The organism is Polyangium jinanense (assembly GCF_028435365.1).
In genome coordinates this window covers 46,503-63,266 of record NZ_JAGTJJ010000030.1, presented here as the reverse complement: position 1 = coordinate 63,266, position 16,764 = coordinate 46,503, and the positions used below count along the sequence as shown (strand labels likewise).

The following is a 16,764-nucleotide window of genomic DNA, read 5'->3' as shown; positions in this document are numbered from 1 at the left end:
TCCTGGCGCCTGGTTGCGCCATGCTGAGCCATCTCCGGAGATGAAGACCATGTCTTTTCCCCGCAAGCAGAAGCCCCGCCGAAAGCCTTTTGTCGTCACCGTCGCCCAGGCCGCGACCGCCGTCGTGTTGTTGCCCGGGTGTATCACCACCGTCACGTCGAACCCGCCTCCCACCGAGACCGAGAACCCGCCTCCCGTCGAGACGCCCGAGTGCCCCGCGACGCCGCCGGACACGAACACGCCGTGCACCGGGCCGCTCTCGTGCGAGTACAACGACGCGTGCGTGGAGGTGTATTATTGCGAAGAGGGGACATGGCACATGACGAGCGGGTGCAATCCGCCCCCCGTCGACCCATGCCCGTCCGAAGCGCCGGCGTCGGGAGCGCTTTGCAGCTACGTGACCACGTGCAGCTACACCGTCGATTACGGCTGCGGCCCGCAGGAGCAGACGGCCTCGTGTGATGGCGCGGTCTGGACCACCGAGGGCATATCGACCTGCAATCCCCCGCCCCCCGACTATTGTGTTTCCTACAAGAACGAGACGGAGTGCGGCGCGGACGCAGGCTGCCGCTGGCTCGTCCCGGGCTGCGGAATGCCGGCCCTCCCGGAGGCGGGCTGCTTCGCCGTGACGGATTGCACCGGCGACTTCGATTGCCCCATCTCCGGCGGCACGTGCCAGGAGGTGAGCATCAATCCCTGCCACAACCAGCCCTGCAACACCTGCGGCATGACCGTCTCGGTGTGCGTGACGCCGGCCGCCCCCTGACGGCGCGGGGATGCGTTCGCGAAGCTCGCGGGAGGGGCTCCTACGCCTGCTCGAGCTATCAGCCCGACATGTGGTGTGCTAACGCGTCGTATTCATGAAGAAACTTCTCGCGCTTGTTCTCTCGCCCGCCCTCTCGACGTTCGCCTGCGTCGCGACAAACACCGACCTGGAGAGCGACGACTCGCAATCGAGCATCGAGCTCGGCGAGGCGGAGCAGGCGGCTTCGACTCCGCTCCGCCAGAAGGCGCTCGGACGCATGCGGAACGCGGCAAAGTTCTTTCACGATTTCGTCGCGCGTCACGGCGGGTATGCGTGGCACCACAACGCCACCAACCTGAGCGAGCGCTGGGGCGATATCCAGCTCGACGAGGATCAGATCATGATCCAATCGCCCGGCACGGCGGACGTGACGATCGCGTTCGTCGAGGCCGCGCTCGCCGACCCGGCGACACCAGCGCTCGAGACCTACGCGCTGGACGCGGCGATGGCGCTGCGTCACGGCCAGATCAAGTCGGGGGGCTGGCGGCTCTACGCGGACTTCAAGCCGACGCCGACGCTGAAGGGGTGCTACCTCAACACCACGGCGAGCTGTAGCTGCGGCGGCTGCACGACGACGAGCTACGACGACCAGGTCACGCAGAACGCGCTCATCGCGATCATGCGCACCGATCATCTCCTCGGGTTCGCGGACGCGGCGATCTCCGGCTCCTCCTCGTACGCCCGCGCGCGGGTCGAGACCTCGCAGTTCCCGACGAACGGCGGCTTTCCACAGGGGTTCTCCGGCCCCGTCGCCGCGCGGCCGGCGCTCCAGGCGAGCTATCCGCCCTCGATCGGGACCTCGTGCGGCCTCGCCAACTGCTACGCGAACGCCTACACCAACGAGTACTGGGACGACCCGACCCTGAACGACAACCTCGCGACGGCCTTCGTGGAGATGCTGTACTGGGCGAGGGAGATCTATCCCGCGCAGGCCGCGACCTACCAGGCCATGCTCACCGCGTACGGCGACTTCCTTCGTCGCGCGCAGATGCCGCAGCCGCAGCCCGCCTGGGCGCAGCAGTACGACATCCAGATGCAGCCGCGCTGGGCGCGCAGCTGGGAAGTTCCGGCGATCGCGGGCCAGGAGAGCCAGGACGTCATGTGGGCGCTCCTCCGCCTCTACCAGCTCGACCCGAGCGTGCCGGCCAACCGTGCCGCGGTCGGGACCGCGCTCGCCTACCTCGAGACCGTCGACCACGCGAACGACACGCTGATCCACCGCTACATCGAGCTCGATGACACGTCGCCGTCGAACATCGGCTTCTACACCGTGAAGCCCGGCGGTTACCCGGTCCAGTTCTCTCCTGCGCCGCCGACCTACCAGAACTACGGGTGGGTGGGCCCGTCGCAGCTCGCCGCGATCCACGCCGAGTACGACCGGCTGGCGACCGACACGACCGTGATGAAGCGCTCGTGCCAGCAGCTCCGCGCCGACACGGCGCAGGCCGTCGACACGGCGATCAACAACGAGCGGTGGATCACGACGTACAGCCCGAGCGGCCCGCGGAGCGGCGCCACCCCGGGCGACTATTACGACACGAGCAAGTTCGTGCAGAACATGCGCACGCTGGCCGAGTTCGTCGTTCGCACGACGACCGACTGCGTCGCGTGGAACTACTGACCGCCGGCGCCGCCTGCCCGAGGGCCGTCGGTCGACGCGGCCGGCACCGCCCACGCCGCCTGCCACGCCGCGCAACGCGCGACGGCGGCGTTACCCTACGGGCAGGCGCGCACCGATGAACTCGGCCGCGGTGAGGGCGGCCGGGTGCCCGCGGTTGCACAGCACCACGGTCGCGTAATCACGATAGATCGCCAGATCGCCGTTGACCCCGGGGGCGCTGCCGCCGTGCCCGTAGTAGGTCTCGCCGTTGCGGGTCCGCACCGCCAGGCCGAGGCCCCAATGCGACGTGCCCGCCACCACTCTGGGGGCCGTCATGGCCGCGAGCGTCGCTGCGCTGACCAGGGCCCCGCTGCGCAAGGCGACGACGAAGGCCTGCAGGTCCTCGACGGTCGAATAGCCGCCGCCGGCGGGGAGCCCTTCGTAGGGCGCCAGGGCTTTGCGCCCGGTCGCGCCCGCGCCGGTGTACGGCACCGCGGTCGCGCGCGAGGAGGCGAAGGCTTGCGACGTCGCCGGCATCCCCGCGGGCCCGAAGATCCGCTCGTGAAACACCGCCTCGTAAGGCTTGCCCGTCACGCGCTCGAGGATCGCACCCAGCAGGACGAACCCGTAGTTGCTGTAGCCCCACCGCGACCCCGGCTCGAACAACGGCTCACGCGTGCCGTAGAAGCGCACCAGGTCGGCGGTGGTCTTGAGCGCGGCGGCGTTGGCGTCGTACTGCGGGCCGAAGATGTCGCCGGTGCCGCCGGTGTGGGTCAGCAGCTGCTCGACCGTCACTCGCTCGGCCAAGGTCCGGTTGGCGTAGTCGGGCAGATGCCGGGCCAGCGGGTCGCTCAGGCCGAGGCGCCCCTGCTCCACCAGCTGCATGATCGCCACCGCCGTGAACAGCTTGCCCATCGAGCCGATGCAGAACCGGGTCGACGTCGACACGGGGAGCGCCCGTTCGTCGTTCGCCGAGCCGTGGCCCGCGCTGAACAGCACCTGTTCACCCCGCGCGATCAACACCGCCCCGTTGAAGCGACCCGCCCGAGCTTCCTCGCCGAACTTCGTCTTCACCGCGGCGAGGACCGACGCCTGATCGAGCCGCTGGATCGTCCCCTCAGCAGGAGCGCCGGTGAAGGCGATGTCGTCGAGCTTGTCCCGGCCCGAGGCGGTGAGCACCACCTTCGAGCGCCGGTCCCACGCGCGATCCTTCACCCAGGCGGTGATCTCTTGCGGACCCGTCACCTGCGACGACAGCAGCTCGAAGCCGCCGGTGATTTCGCGGACCGCCAGGTCGTCGTCGACGTACGGGCGCACCGTCGGCGCGAGCGTCTCGACGAACCGCTTGTACACGCCCAGGTCCGGATCGTTGAACGCCGTAAGCCAGCGCTCCAGCCACGATTCGAGCACGGGCGGCGGGTCGACGGCCGCCTTGCTCGCGGGCTCGCGCGGACGGGCTCGACAACCGCCGAGGGCGGCGCCCGCGATGAGCCAGCCGGCACCTGCGCCCACAGAGACGAGAAGATCGCGTCTGTTCACGATGTGGGCGCCATCCTAGCCCGGTGCATTGGGACGGCCACGAAAATGCAGCCCACGTCGCCACCCACGCAAACGCGCCGAGCTCGAAGAGGGCGGATCGTCGAGTCGGTCGCCGGGGTCTCGCCAAGAAATTGTTGCGCTTCGCTGTCACCCACGATCGGCGTGCGGCCCATATCCATCTGAGGGGCGGTGCAACCTGACGCCCGCAGCGAGCCCGCATGCGCTTTTGTGCAGGCGCGTTTGCTGGGGGCGTCTGGGCATAGAAGCCCCCAGCCTCACCCTTCCCGGGCCGGTTTCAACGCCGGCCTGCTCGCGCACCTGGTCAGGAGGCACCGTGATCGGCCCGGGAGGGGGAGGGTTTTCCCGTTGCTCGTCGCTCGAAGACGGGGCGTTGTCGCGCGCCTGACTGCGTCATGACAATGGCCAGGTCCGCGTGAAAGCGGAATGGTGGACGCACGCCTCGTCCTCGGGCGATGGGCCTTCCTTCGGAAGGAGATGGCGTCATGCTCGCTCAGCAAGACCGACCTACGGCCGTTCCGACGGGGGATGACGAGGACGAAGCTACACTCGCTTCCGCTTCCGCTCCCGCTTCCGCTCCCGCTTCCGCTTCCGCTTTCGCTTCCGCTTCCGCTTCCGCTTCCGCTCCCGCTTCCGCTTCCGCTCCCGCTCCCGCTTCCGCTCCCGCTTCCGCTCCGGATAGGACGCGCATGCAAAGGCCTCGTCCGGGGGCAGGGCCCCGGTCGGGGCAGGAGGATGCAATGGCTCTCAAAATCTACGGCGTCACGATCGAATTGCTGCGGGGGCTGCGGCCGATCATCGAGAAGATCGGCGGGAAGGATGCGAACCTGGCAGATCAGCTACGGCGCGCCGCTACGAGCGTGCCGCTGAACCTGAACGAAGGAGCGTATTCGCAGGGCCGGAACGAACGGGCACGGTGGCACACCGCCATGGGGTCCGCAGCAGAGGTGCGCGCGTGCCTGGATGTAGCGGAAGCTCTCGGATACGTAGACGCAGTGGATGATGGGCTGCGCGATTCCCTCGACCATGTCATCGCCACACTGCACCGACTGACGCGCCGGTGAAGCGCCAGGCGGGCCGTCCGTCACCGGGCGGCCCGCCACCAACTCACGCAAACTCGAACGTCTTCAGATGCTCGCGGGCGAGATGCACGCGGCTGTAGACGGTCTTCAGCTCGAGGCCGAGCAAGTCGGCAATCTCCCCGATCGAACGCCCCTCCAGATACGGCGCTCCGGGGTCGCGCAGAGGCGAAATACGTCCGATACGTGAACATTGGGGACAGCGCCCTGGCTATCCCTCCGGCCCGAGCTGCGAGCCTCAATCAGGGGAGGCGCTTGCGCCAATAGTCCGAGCGAAACGGGACGAGGAGCTGGCCGACGTAGCTCTCGGGAAATTCCGCCGCATCCTCGCCGAGTCCCACGTCCTCGGGGGGAGCGACGTCGGGGCGGAAGCGATAGCTCCCGAAGACGTGATCCCAGAGCATCACCCTCGGACTGTAATTGGCATCGGCCTCGTGGCGGCGGGGCGAATGGTGCCAGCGATGAACGCGCGCGGTGCTGAAAAACAGATCGAGAAAGCCGGTGCGAAGATCGATGTTCGAGTGCTGCAGCATGCCGTGCGCGCCGGAGAAGGCCGCCATCAGCGCGAGCGGCTCATCACCGACGCCGAGCAACGAAAGCGGCGTGAAGGCGGCGACCGCGCTAATCAGGTTGTCAAGCGGGTGGGTGCGGGCGAAGTTCCACCAATAGATCCGACGCGAGCTGTGGTGCACCGAGTGCACGCGCCACAAGGGGGCCCAGATATGCTCGAGTCGGTGGATCCAATACCAGGGCAGCTCGAACACCACCACGGCGAGCAGCGCTTGCAGCGGGAGGGGCCAACCGTGCGGCCAGAGACGTGTGCCGAGCCGAGATGAAAGCGCCTCTCCGAGCGGGGCAAACACGCCGATGGCGACAAGTGTGCCAACGTCGAAGGCGCGATTGGAGAAGACGAGGTGCCAGAAATCGGTGAGCCGGTCACCGTGCGGCTTCGCCCAAACCCGCGAATACGGGATGATCCACTCGAGCAAGGTCACGAGCACCGCGGCCACCACGACGACCACAACGCCGACAGCCCAGGCTGGCCAATGTCGCGCGATGGCCCAGAGGCCAAACGCGACCGCTCCGCCCGTCATCGCCGGATATGCGAGATACGAGAGCGAGAGCCGCAATGTGCTCGTGAGCGACATCTTCTCAGAACCCCTTCACCCGGAGGAAAGAAGCCCCGATGGCCGGCGCCCTTCAGCGACGCCCGTTTGAGCTGCCATATCCTGCGCAGCGAGTAGAACATCGCACGGGGAGTGCGTCAAGCAACCTCATTGGTATCATGTCACTGAGCCATCACTCGGCGAGGGGGGCATCGCTGCCGGAGACGATGAAGCTTGCCCAGTAGTAGGGATGGGCGCGGTCGGGCCGGTCGAGCATCTCGAGCTGCCCGAGGCGCATCGCTTCACTCCGGCCGCACCCGGCAAGAAGCCTGTCATAGTAGGCCTCCATCAGCTCGCGCGTCGCTGCATCGTCGACGCTCCACAAACTCATCACCTGGGTCTCCGCGCCTGCCATGACCATGGCGCGCCGCAGGCCGTAGACGCCGTCTCCGATACGAACCTTGCCTACCCCGGTCATGCACGCGGAAAGCACCACGAGCTTCGTTCCAACCAGGTCGAGCTGCGAAACCTCCAGCGCAGTCAGGAGGCCATCGCCCTCTTCATCATGACCGCGATTTGCGCCGGCGAGCGCGATACCCGAGCGCAAAAGAGCGTTCTCCATGATAGCCAGCTTGGGTAGAGGGTCGAGGTCACTGGAAGGGGACATGTGAAGCGCAGGCAAGTCCGGGAGAAAAAAACCGTGTGTTGCGATGTGCAGCACGCGCGGCCCGGCGAGAGCTTTCACGGCATCCGTGGTCGCTAGAGCGCCCGTCAGATACCTGGAGCCGGGTAGCTTCGTCGAAATGGTGCGGCCTTCGTTTGCGGCAAAGTGAAGCGGGGAGAACCGCATTCCTCTTGCGTCCGCAGAGCGCTGCCTGCGGGTACCGGCTTGGCCCGCGGGCGTGGCACCTCGCGCGGTGTCATAGTCCGGCGCCGCGACGACGACCGGACCTTGCCGCGAGGGCACGCTGGTCCCAAGGCGCAAGAGATCTCGACCGCTCGCCAGATACGTCAATGCGTAACGCTCGACGAGGTAATGCCCATCCTCGTCCACGAGGACGCCAAACGGTACGAGGTTGAGAAAACCATCTGGACTTAGCAGGATCCGGCGGCCCGAACCGAGGAGACGGCGGATCGGTTGCATCACCAGCGCGTCCAGGTCACGGGCAGCGGGCCGCGGGTCGACGAACGGCTCGGCATGCGAGAGGAATTCGCGCGCCGTACCACGGGCGCCGACGGGGCCCGGTCCGGCGGCCCTCCGCGAGAGCGCCTGCCGCAAGCGAGTGACCGCCGCATGGATGGGCGCGGCGGGGCCGAGATCGGCCCAGGCGATCTCACCATTCCGATGCAATACATACGCCACATAACGTGGCTCGCCAACGCGATAGCTCCACGTATCCGTGTCGAATGGGGCATACACAAAAAACTCGACGAGCGTGGCTCCTTCCGGGATGGCAGCGCGCACCTCGTCGATCGTGAGGGGCCGCAAATCGCCGCGGAGCTCGGCGCTACGACGGCTGATGTCGGCCTCGAGCTCATGGCGCTCCGCCGCGAGGCGCAAAAACCTCGCGCGATACTCACCACGGGTCATCCGCGCCGGCTTTCGGTACACGAGCGCGCTGTACTCGGCGCTGATGGACCTCAGCTCTTCGAGTCGCCCCCGATCCGACGGGGCAAGGCTATGGCGCAGCGCCGCGAAGCTGTCCGTCATGGCGTCGAGCACCCGTCCCTTGCGGTTCAGAATCACGCCGAGCGCAAGGCGTTTTGCCTCCTCGGCATGAGGCGCGGCCTGCACATGCGAAGAGATCGCCTGATCGGTGGAGCCGCGCAGCGTGGACATGTACGCCTGCTTCTGCTCGTCCGAGCCCGTGTTCAGCAAAATCGCAGCATTGCGATTTTGGATGGCGACCGCGCGGCCGAGCCTGTCCACGGCCTTCGCGTGTTGACCGAGCGCCTGATACACCCTGGCGAGCTGCTGGAGCGCGTCCGCCACGTCAGGGTGGTCCGGCCCGAGCGCCTTTTCTCTGATCGCCAATGCCCGCTGCTGAAGCGGCTCTGCCGCTACGTGGTCTCCTCTTTGGCTTCGAAGCGTCGCGAAACCGAGGAGCGAGCCCGCCAGGCGGGGGTGATGGGGTCCCAGTACTCGCTCCTCGATGGAAAGCACGCGCTGATAGAGCGGCTCTGCCTCGGTGTAGTCCCCCCTCGCTTTGTACACCAAGGCGAGGTGGCGAAGCGCGAGGGCTACGTATGGATGCGCCGGCCCCAGCGCCTTCTCCCAGATGGTGAGCGCGCGCTGAATGTATCGCTCCGCCGTCGCGTGGTCCTTCTTCGCCAAACAGATCGTCGCGAGGTTGTTGAGAGATTCGCCCACGTCGACGTGGTCTGGCCCCAGAGCCCTCTCTTGGATGGCGAGCGCGCGCCGGTGGAGCGATTCGCTCTTGGAAGAGTCCCCCTTCGAATGGTACACCCTCGCGAGGTTGTTGAGCGCGGTGGCCACATTGTGGTCCTCTGGCCCCAGCGTTTCCTCGAAGATGGTCAGCGCGCGCTGAAGGATCGGTTCTGCCTTGACATAGTCCCCTTTCGCCTCGTGTAATGACGCGAGGTTGTTGAGCCCGGTCGCTACCATCGGGTGGTGCGACCCGAACGCGTCCTCCGCGATGGCGAGCGCGCGCTCGGCGAACGGAATGGCTGCGTCGAACTTACCCTCGCCGTACAGTTGATTGACTTTTTGATTGAACTGTTCAGCCTCCGCCCATGCGCTCTCGAGGGCCATCGCGCCGTGCCCACGCCTGTCGTCGGGTTTCCTTCCATCCCTCGCGCTCATCGTCTCTCCAAAGCTCCGTTTCACGCTCTGCGAGCGCTACCGCCCATGCTTTTCCGCTCGATCCGCGCTGCTCATCCGAGGTACCAGCATGGTAGCATTCACGATGTCGAGAGTTTAACGAAGGCTGCGTACGGTACACAATCAGCTTCCGCTTGCCGCTTCCGCTTCCGCTCCCGCTTCCGCTTCCGCTTCCGCTTCCGCTTCCGCTCCCAAACCCGTTTCCGCCCCGCTAGCGCTCCTATCGCATAAGGGGCACGCGGTTCAGCGGATCTTCCACGTGTCCGGATGACGCCGCATGTGCATGACCGCGACCAGCGCCTGCCGCCGGCAGGCTCCTCGTTGCGAGATCTCGCTGGCGATGGTGACCTCCTGGCACATCGCCAACATCGTCGAGCGCGACGTGTGCGAGCATCGCCTCGATCAGGCCTATATCAATCGGGGGAACGACGCCACGGTGCAAGACTGGCAGATCATGCGAGACATGGTGCGAGAGAAGAACCATCCTGCGGCATCGGCTGGGGTCACGATTGGGCCACCGCGCAGATCGCGGCCTTGAGGAGGGGGACGGTTCTCACTCTGAAGCCGCGGAGGGCGGCCTTGATCTTGGACCAGGCCAGCTCGATGGGGTTGAGGCCCGGCGAGTAGGGCGGCTGGTAGATGAGCCGCGCGTGACGGGGCGAGGCCGGCCACGTATCCTGCGGCGGCGCAGGAGCAACCATGAGCATCGATCTCTCGCTCGTGATCACATCGTCCTCGCGGCCGACCGCGAGGGGCAGGCAAGACGGGCGTCTGCTCGCGTGGCGGCGGGCGTTCGTCCCGCTCGCGTGGTCGGCGATGTTCGATGGCGCCACCGCCGCGGCAGTATCCCCAGCGACAATGGTCGCTCGTTTCAGAGCTGCTTCAAAGCTCGATAGAAACTGCCAGCGACTCCCAATCGATTTGCTGGAGCTGGCCGAGCACGGCTTCGTGCACGTGCCTGTGCTTTGGCTGGAACCAGATGACCGTCAGCCAGGATGGTTTGTCGGGGGCGCCATGCTTGGGCGCGCTCTTGAACGTTCCTACGCACTTCCACGGGGGCAAGAACTCGGGCACACCGAAGCGCTCGATCCAATCCTGCACCTCCCTTAAAAAACCCTCCACCTCGTCGGCCGTCGGTAGACGGTCGGGCTCATGAGGGACAGGGGCCCGATCTGGAGGGAGCAGGAGCGGCTTCGCCCCTCCCTTGGTGCAGGTCCAGCAGCGCCCCTCGGCGTCCTGCATGGCGTGCTCGATGATATGGTCGTTCATCTTCCGGGTTGGATACCCTTCGCCCAGGGAAGCATAAGTAGGCGCGCGGTCGAAGGCTGCCAGCAACACCTCTCGCCCCGACCGTAGCGTCAATACCAACCGTTGATGAACCGTCACGTTTTACTCATCCTAACACACCCTTTCAGCCATGAGGTGTCGCGAAGGCAGCGACCCTTGCCTGTGCGGTACGCAATCAGATTTCGCTCCCGCCCCCGCCCCCGCTCCCGCTTCCGCTTCCGCTCCCGCTCCCGCTCATGCCCCGGCGCCCGGGGATAACGTGACCGCCAAAAGACGCTCTCCCGCGGCCCAAACGACCTCGTCGCCCCGGAGCACGAGCCTCGTCCACAGCCTTGAACGATTGTACCACCGTGCCAGCTTGCGCTGCCCTCCATCCGGGCCCAGGCGAATGAGCTCCCCCACGTCCTCTCTGCCGACGACAACCAGGAGATCGTCGCCCACCGGGAGGGCGCACACGCTCTCGGCCCCGACCTCCACCGAGCGCCGCGCGCCCGTCACCGGGTCGAGCACGCTGATTCGTTGCCCGGAGATCCACGCAATCACCTTGCCGTCGGTGACCAACCCAAAAGCCTCCGCAGAGTCCCCTTCCTCCAGCACGGCGATGACCTCGGCGCGCCCCATGGTGGGATCCCAACGGTGGAGGTCCGTCCGGAAACTCTTCGCCCCTCGCCTTTCGCGCTGACGCCAAAACAGCGCCCCACTGCAGGCGATCAAATCCCCCACGCCATGGTGCTCGTGAATGGGTTCCTCCCTTCCTTCCAGCCGTACCCGGACTGGATGCCCGTCCTTCCATCGAGGTGGCGACGGGCCGTCGAGCCACGCAGCGCGCGCGTCCAGCACCACGGGCGACCTCGGTTCTTCCTGCCCACGCGCGACGACCTCGGCATCTCCGCCCTCGATGGGCACCCGCCACACCTCTTCATCGCTCAACGCCACGATCACGGCATGCGCACCGTCCGCCGCGAGCTGGGCGAGCCGCACGTCCCGGGCTTGCAACATCACTTCGTGCGTCTTCCCGGGGTCGAGGCGCCGTAATCGTTCGCCGTCACAAGCCACGAGGTGCTCCCCGCAGGCGACGACCGAGCCGAACCCCGGAGCAAACGCCGACTCTCCGAGCCGACGTGCCTTGTTCACGAGCTCCCACGTTTGCTCGTCCAACGTGCGCCTCCTGGCCGTGGCCACTGTCGCCACCGCCATTCTTCCCCGTTCCCGTTGTGAGCACAATCCGCGCGCCGCTGTCGTGCAATGCTATTCGCAGCCGCAGCCGCAGGCATTGGAGAAGTGCTGCTGCGGCGGCTCGCAGCGATACTTGATGAGCATGCATTTTTCCCTGTCGCCGAGGTATCTGCGGTGCGGCTCTTTGGCGGGGTCGCACCCGCTGGCCGCGGGGACCTGCGTGCCTGCTGTATTCGTGGGCGCGGTCTGCTGATCCCCGACCGTCGCGGTGGGCTGCGGCTCAGGCGCCTGGGTTGGCTGCGGGTCGGACGATGGCGGCGCGCTGGTTGACGCCCCGAGCGCTTGGGGCGTGGCGGGCGCCTGGTCGCTTACCGCTGGCGCCTGACCGCTGCAAGCGCCGGCCGTTGACACGGCGAACAACGCGAAGACGGCGTACATGGGGGAACGTCGGCAAGGGGAGAGCAAGCTTTTCTTCATTCGAGACCTCGATACGATCCGCGCGCCTCAGGGCGCTCCGCAGGGGTTCAGCGTATAACATCGCGCCCCCCAGGGAGAGCCTCCCAGGTAACGGTCGCCGTGAAACAGTTTCGAGCGCGTCGTGCACCTACCACCACGACCTCGAAACTGTTTCGAAGGCGTGCTGCACGGGGAAAGGTCTCCGCGCGGGAACCGACGCGCCGTGCGCCGTGTCGTTCGCCGCGCGATGGTCCCCTTGCTGCGTTCTCTCTCCCTTTTGTGCTGCACAGCGGTCACGTTTTCTGCCTGCGTGCGGCCCGTTGTCACGCACACCGCTCCGCCCGTGGTCGTGCTGCCCACCGTAACGCCCGTGCTCGACGTCACCGCCGAGCCCCCGGCCCCACAGCCCGCGCAGCCCGCGCAGCCCGCACCTCCCGCACCTCCCAGTGGAACGTACTGGGTGCGGCGGCTCGCCCGCGGGATCAACATCGCGTCGGGCGTGGGCCAAGAGCGCGAGTACTCGGGCGAGGTCGCGTGCGTGCCCGCGACGATCGATCGCAAGGCGAACGAGATCACGTTCACGCTGGGTCCGTTTTCGTTTGAGCTGCACGAGATGGGCGAGCAATGGACGTTGTGGTCGCCCACGCTCACGCACGCGTCGCCCGCGTTTTCGCTTCGCGGCAGCACACACCAGGAGATCGAGCTGCTCGATGGGAGCAGCGACGCGGTGGTACTCACAACGGCGGGCGCGCTGTTCCGTGAACGCGAAGCGTGCGCGCAGAGTACGCGCTTCATGCTGCGCTGCGCGGGAGACGAGTGCGAGGAGATCGCGCCCACCGAGCGACCGTTTCTGCTCCCCGCGTGCGAGCAGGAGATGGCCGAGGCGGAGCGCATGCGCGCGCGGGTGACCGACCTTCCGGACGCGGCGCTCGCGCGCACGCTCACACGCGCAGACGCGCTGATCGCGCACGGCGGGACGCTGTGGGAGTACGTGGCCGCCGAAGCGCAGTGCAGCACGCTCACGGCGCAGCCGCGCAAGGGCAACGGTAGCGGCGTGAAGCTCTCGCAGCGTTACACCACGCGAGACGGGCGGCGCGTGGAGCGCGACACCGAGTTCGAGTCGGTGATGCCGTCCGCACGGCAAGCGGTGCCCTATACCGACTCCAGCTCGGTGACGTTTCCCGACGGCAGCGTGAGCCGGGGCTCGAGCGGGATGACGATTCCGTCTCCGCCCGTGACGCTCTACTTCGGCGACCAGTTCATGCTCGTCGACAATCGCGAACTTTACCTCACCGCGGCGAGCTGCCGCGCGCGACAAGCCCAAGGCAGCGCGCCCGCGCTCCCGCTCCCGACTGCACTACTTGCCTCGCCGCCGAGCCCCCCGCCGTGATCGGACTCCGTCGGTTGCCTCGTCCGCGAGACCCCGGCCCTGATCGGACTCCGTCGGTTGCCTGGTCCGCGAGCCCCCCGCCGTGATCGGACTCCGTCGGTTGCCTGGTCCGCGAGACCCCGGCCCTGATCGGACCTCGCCGGGGCCTCGTCGACCAGGCACCCGACGAGGTCCGATCTCCTCCGGGGTCTCGTCGACGAGGGATTCCGGGTGAACTTACGTCGTGGTCGCGTGTAGGCACCACACGAGGCGTCCTTCGTGTCTTCGCCGACCCTCGGCGTGACGGACCTCACCGCTGTAGGGAAGTACGAGGAGAGAGGGAGGCCCCCGACCCATGGCGAGGGCTCAGCTTGAAAGCAAAAAGTATAGTTTGCGCAGGTGAGCTCGACTGTCGTCGAGGCAAAAGGGGGCCACGATGGCGCGTGATATTGTCGCAGTTGGGGAAATCAACTCGTCGATGAGGAACGGGAACGTATAGAGCCACAGCTCCGCGAAGCCCGACACCTCCCTGCTCAGGCCACGCCTCGGAGGAGGCGGACATCCTGGTTTACTTGTCCTCGATGCATCCCCTGCTGCGTACAATGCCCTCACCTCACGTTGCCAACGTGCCCCAAAGGAGGGGTTGGACCCTTGTCGTATGACGCCCCCATCTGGATGCTCCTGAACCTGCTGGGCTGCGGGCTCGGCGTCGCGCTCATCGCCGCGAAGAGACCTGGGTGGGGGGCCATCGCCGCTGGGCTCGTGGCCGCCGCGTATATGACCAAGCTGCGGTGGATGCCCGCGTATGCCTGGTCCTCGACGGCGTCCTATCCGGTCATGCCCGGGTGGTCCCATGAGCACAACATCGCGGCAGGGGCGCATGAGCGCGCCCGGTGGGCTCTGGAGTTGCTTGCTTGGGCGGTTCCGCCGCTGCTCGTGTGCGCGTGGGGATGCGTCGGGGCTGCGCGAAAGAAGAAGAGCCGCCGGCCGCTTTTCTGGATCCTTCCCACCTGCGTGCCCAGCGGTGTCCTTCTGTTCTGGATCGTCAGCGCCGCGTTTTATTGGTCGTCCGACGACCCGCGGTGGTCGATGGGGTACCTCGAGGAGTGGCGGGAAGGGGGCCGTCAGGCGGCCCATGGCGGGAGCTGCTACGGCTTCCTGGTGGACCAAGCCCGTTTGGTGGGGCTCGTCCCCGAGGACAACCTCGCGCGCGCTCGAAGTGAGTGTGGGGAGCTCTGCCGAGAACAAGCGGCTCGGCGCTCCTTCAACCCCGGCGTCCTGGAGGAGAAGTGTCGAGAAGCGGGGCTCCTCCCGTGAACGCCCCGGAGAAGACGGCTTCCGCTTCCGCTTCCGCTTCCGCTTCCGGTTCCGCTCCCGCCTCCGCTCCCGCTCCCGCTTCCGAATCGGAGATCCGCTTGGAGTATGGGATCGAGCTCGTCGTGGGCCTCAGCGTGTCAGGCCAAAATGCAGGTGCAGCGCTGGATGAAGCGGTACGGGATCGAGCCGGAGACATTCAAGAAATAGGGGTGCGAGCAGGATGCAACGGGTGCAACGGGTGCAACAGGGGGTGCAACCGGTGCAACCACCACGCAGCAGCCGGAAGCACGCGCGTTGCAGAGAGCAAGGCCACGAATCCTCGCGCCACGGCGCCCATTTTGGCCTGGCACGCCCGCTGCCATGGCTCCCCGCCATGCGCACTCTGCTTCTTCCGCTGCTCACCATCACCCTGGCCTCCCTGTCGCTCGTCGCCTGCGGCGGCGACGACACCCACCCCGATTCCGGCACCGGCGGTGCGGGCGGCTCCGGCGGCTCCGGCGGTGCGGGCGGCTCCGGCGGCTCCGGCGGCGCGACGTCGGCCGATATCTTCGAGAAGCTCCAGGACATCGAGGGCCTCACGGTCACGGAGGAGGAGACCGAGATCCCTGGCTACCGCTATTTCGTGCTCACGATTGACCAGCCCGCGGATCACGACGATCCCTCCGGCGCGCGCTTCGAGCAGCGCCTCGTGCTGCATCACCGCGACCCGACCGCGCCCGTGGTGCTCGCCACCCAGGGCTACAACCTCTATCCGGAGTACCAGTGGCTCGACGAGCCCGCCGAGCTGCTCGCCGCCAACCAGGTCCGGGTCGAGCACCGCTTCTTCACCCCCTCCCGCCCGGAGCCCGCGGACTGGTCGCAGCTCACCATCGAGCAAGCCGCCGCGGACCTGCACCACATTGTCGAGGTGATCCGGCCGCTCTATGAGGGCAAGTGGATCTCCACCGGCGGCAGCAAGGGCGGGATGACCTCCGTCTATCACCGCCGCTTCTATCCCGACGACGTGAACGGCACCGTCGCTTACGTCGCCCCGCACAACTTCGGCGACGCCGACCCGCGCTACCGCGACTTCGTGGCCCAGCGCGGCGACGCGGCCTGCCAGCAGGCCCTCCTCGACTTCCAGCGCGAGGTGCTGCTGCGCCGGCCGGAGATGCTGGTGCGCATGCAGGCCCAGGCCGCGGACGCCGGCCTCACCTATGAGCTGCTCGGCGAGGATCAGGCCCTGGAGACCGCGGTGATCGAGTTCATCTTCAGCTTCTGGCAGTACGGCGACGAAAGCCACTGCGCCGAGATCCCGCCCACCTCGGCGAGCGACGACGAGGTGTGGTCGTTCTTCGACCTGGTCTGCGGCCCCTCGTTATGGTCCGACGGGGCCACCCTCGCCTACGAGCCGTACTATTGGCAGGCGGCGGTGCAGCTCGGCTATCCGGGCTACGCCGAGGAGAACGTCGCTGATCTGCTCCTCTACCCCGGCTTTGACGTGGCCGCCTCGTACACGCTGCCCGGACGCGGCAAGAACCCGATCCTGGACCCCCAGGCGATGCAGGACGTCTCTGCGTGGCTCACCACCAAGGGCGAGCGGATGATGTTCATCTACGGCGAGAACGATCCGTACACCGCCGCCGCCTTCGATCTCGGGGGCGCGCAGGACTCATACCGCTTCTTCGAGCCGGCGGGGAACCACAGCGCGTCCATCGGCGGGCTGCCGCAGGCCGACCTGGAGGCGGCGCTCGCCGCGCTGCAAGCCTGGACGGGCGTCACCCCGGTCCAGAAGGCGCACGCGCTGGCGGCGTACCCGTCGACGCCCCGCTGGATGCTGTCCCAAAGCCGGCGCCGGATGCCCTGATCCCGCGCTTGCCAGCTCGTTCTGAAACAAACGAGTCCCAATACGCGCTGCACGATCCGGTAAAGTACCGTGTCCTCTGGTCGATGCCGCTCGTGCCGGTCGGCGCCATGCAATTCGGAAAGCGCGCTCGAAGGACCCACGCGCGGCGCCATCGCGCGCGTCGTGCCAAACGAAGGGCGCGCCGATTGCCGAGCTCTTCATCGATCATCCCTGACGGCCGCCACCCTCCGCCATCGCGCCCGCCACACCCGGCAACGCCCATGGCCCATCCGGCACTCGACCTACCCCCCTTCCTCAACAGCGGACACAATTAGATCTCGGTTG

General features: G+C 67.1%; 15 protein-coding genes. 7 read left to right on the top strand and 8 right to left on the bottom strand.

Features of this window, described 5'->3' with window-relative positions:
* The first annotated feature begins 49 nt into the window (after nt 1-49).
* Both KEG57_RS34455 and KEG57_RS34450 read left to right on the top strand, forming a co-directional pair.
* The gene (locus tag KEG57_RS34455) at nt 50-766 is read left to right on the top strand and encodes a hypothetical protein (protein ID WP_272421719.1); all 717 of its coding nucleotides are present in this window, start codon (nt 50-52) and stop codon (nt 764-766) included.
* Nucleotides 767-860: 94 nt separating this feature from the next.
* On the top strand, nt 861-2,426 hold the full coding sequence (locus KEG57_RS34450; RefSeq protein ID WP_272421720.1) for a pectate lyase: 1,566 nt from the start codon (nt 861-863) through the stop codon (nt 2,424-2,426).
* Between the two features lie 90 nt (nt 2,427-2,516).
* Here the strand turns inward: KEG57_RS34450 and KEG57_RS34445 are convergent, their stop codons facing one another.
* Nucleotides 2,517-3,944, bottom strand: coding sequence for a serine hydrolase domain-containing protein (locus KEG57_RS34445; RefSeq protein WP_272421721.1), 1,428 nt, complete (start codon nt 3,942-3,944; stop codon nt 2,517-2,519).
* A 758-nt stretch (nt 3,945-4,702) separates the two neighbouring features.
* On the opposite strand from KEG57_RS34445, the gene KEG57_RS34440 reads away from it, so the two are divergent.
* On the top strand, nt 4,703-5,026 hold the full coding sequence (locus KEG57_RS34440) for a four helix bundle protein (protein WP_272421723.1): 324 nt from the start codon (nt 4,703-4,705) through the stop codon (nt 5,024-5,026).
* A gap of 43 nt (nt 5,027-5,069) precedes the next feature.
* Here the strand turns inward: KEG57_RS34440 and KEG57_RS56195 are convergent, their stop codons facing one another.
* From KEG57_RS56195 to KEG57_RS34430, 3 genes are all read right to left on the bottom strand, one after another.
* Nucleotides 5,070-5,183, bottom strand: coding sequence for a sigma factor-like helix-turn-helix DNA-binding protein (locus tag KEG57_RS56195; protein ID WP_372518268.1), 114 nt, complete (start codon nt 5,181-5,183; stop codon nt 5,070-5,072).
* A 100-nt stretch (nt 5,184-5,283) separates the two neighbouring features.
* Entirely contained in the window at nt 5,284-6,171 is an 888-nt protein-coding gene (locus KEG57_RS34435; RefSeq protein ID WP_272459218.1) for a sterol desaturase family protein, read from the bottom strand.
* Nucleotides 6,172-6,340: 169 nt separating this feature from the next.
* Nucleotides 6,341-8,971 carry a tetratricopeptide repeat protein gene (locus KEG57_RS34430; RefSeq protein WP_272459217.1) on the bottom strand — a complete coding sequence of 877 codons (2,631 nt, stop codon included), beginning with the start codon at nt 8,969-8,971 and terminating at the stop codon, nt 6,341-6,343.
* A 301-nt stretch (nt 8,972-9,272) separates the two neighbouring features.
* Here KEG57_RS34430 and KEG57_RS34425 point away from each other — a divergent pair, with 301 nt between their 5' ends.
* Entirely contained in the window at nt 9,273-9,527 is a 255-nt protein-coding gene (locus tag KEG57_RS34425; RefSeq protein ID WP_272421726.1) for a hypothetical protein, read from the top strand.
* On the opposite strand, the gene KEG57_RS56190 is transcribed toward KEG57_RS34425, so the two are convergent.
* From KEG57_RS56190 to KEG57_RS34405, 4 genes are all read right to left on the bottom strand, one after another.
* Entirely contained in the window at nt 9,493-9,690 is a 198-nt protein-coding gene (locus tag KEG57_RS56190; RefSeq protein WP_372518267.1) for a transposase, read from the bottom strand. The two genes, KEG57_RS34425 and KEG57_RS56190, sit on opposite strands and share 35 nt — an antisense overlap.
* A 181-nt stretch (nt 9,691-9,871) precedes the next feature.
* Entirely contained in the window at nt 9,872-10,375 is a 504-nt protein-coding gene (locus KEG57_RS34415) for a hypothetical protein (RefSeq protein WP_272421727.1), read from the bottom strand.
* Nucleotides 10,376-10,510: 135 nt separating this feature from the next.
* Nucleotides 10,511-11,434: a hypothetical protein gene (locus KEG57_RS34410; protein ID WP_272459216.1), complete on the bottom strand. Its 924-nt coding sequence runs from the start codon at nt 11,432-11,434 to the stop codon at nt 10,511-10,513.
* Between the two features lie 90 nt (nt 11,435-11,524).
* The gene (locus KEG57_RS34405; RefSeq protein WP_272459215.1) at nt 11,525-11,890 is read right to left on the bottom strand and encodes a hypothetical protein; all 366 of its coding nucleotides are present in this window, start codon (nt 11,888-11,890) and stop codon (nt 11,525-11,527) included.
* Nucleotides 11,891-12,257: 367 nt separating this feature from the next.
* On the opposite strand from KEG57_RS34405, the gene KEG57_RS34400 reads away from it, so the two are divergent.
* The 3 genes from KEG57_RS34400 to KEG57_RS34390 all read left to right on the top strand — a co-directional run bounded on the left by KEG57_RS34400 (nt 12,258) and on the right by KEG57_RS34390 (nt 16,440).
* Nucleotides 12,258-13,298 (top strand): hypothetical protein, encoded by a 1,041-nt coding sequence (locus KEG57_RS34400; RefSeq protein WP_272459214.1) that lies wholly within the window; start codon nt 12,258-12,260, stop codon nt 13,296-13,298.
* A gap of 630 nt (nt 13,299-13,928) precedes the next feature.
* Nucleotides 13,929-14,594: a hypothetical protein gene (locus KEG57_RS34395; RefSeq protein ID WP_272459213.1), complete on the top strand. Its 666-nt coding sequence runs from the start codon at nt 13,929-13,931 to the stop codon at nt 14,592-14,594.
* Nucleotides 14,595-14,967: 373 nt separating this feature from the next.
* The gene (locus KEG57_RS34390) at nt 14,968-16,440 is read left to right on the top strand and encodes a S28 family serine protease (RefSeq protein ID WP_272459212.1); all 1,473 of its coding nucleotides are present in this window, start codon (nt 14,968-14,970) and stop codon (nt 16,438-16,440) included.
* Nucleotides 16,441-16,764: the final 324 nt, after the last annotated feature.

Coding starts and splice junctions, on each gene's coding strand:
- KEG57_RS34455 (WP_272421719.1), top strand. CDS start 50: ATGTCTTTTCCCCGCAAGCAGAAGCCCCGCCGAAAGCCTTTTGTCGTC.
- KEG57_RS34450 (WP_272421720.1), top strand. CDS start 861: ATGAAGAAACTTCTCGCGCTTGTTCTCTCGCCCGCCCTCTCGACGTTC.
- KEG57_RS34440 (WP_272421723.1), top strand. CDS start 4,703: ATGGCTCTCAAAATCTACGGCGTCACGATCGAATTGCTGCGGGGGCTG.
- KEG57_RS34430 (WP_272459217.1), bottom strand. CDS start 8,971: ATGAGCGCGAGGGATGGAAGGAAACCCGACGACAGGCGTGGGCACGGC.
- KEG57_RS34425 (WP_272421726.1), top strand. CDS start 9,273: ATGACCGCGACCAGCGCCTGCCGCCGGCAGGCTCCTCGTTGCGAGATC.
- KEG57_RS56190 (WP_372518267.1), bottom strand. CDS start 9,690: ATGGTTGCTCCTGCGCCGCCGCAGGATACGTGGCCGGCCTCGCCCCGT.
- KEG57_RS34405 (WP_272459215.1), bottom strand. CDS start 11,890: ATGTACGCCGTCTTCGCGTTGTTCGCCGTGTCAACGGCCGGCGCTTGC.
- KEG57_RS34390 (WP_272459212.1), top strand. CDS start 14,968: ATGCGCACTCTGCTTCTTCCGCTGCTCACCATCACCCTGGCCTCCCTG.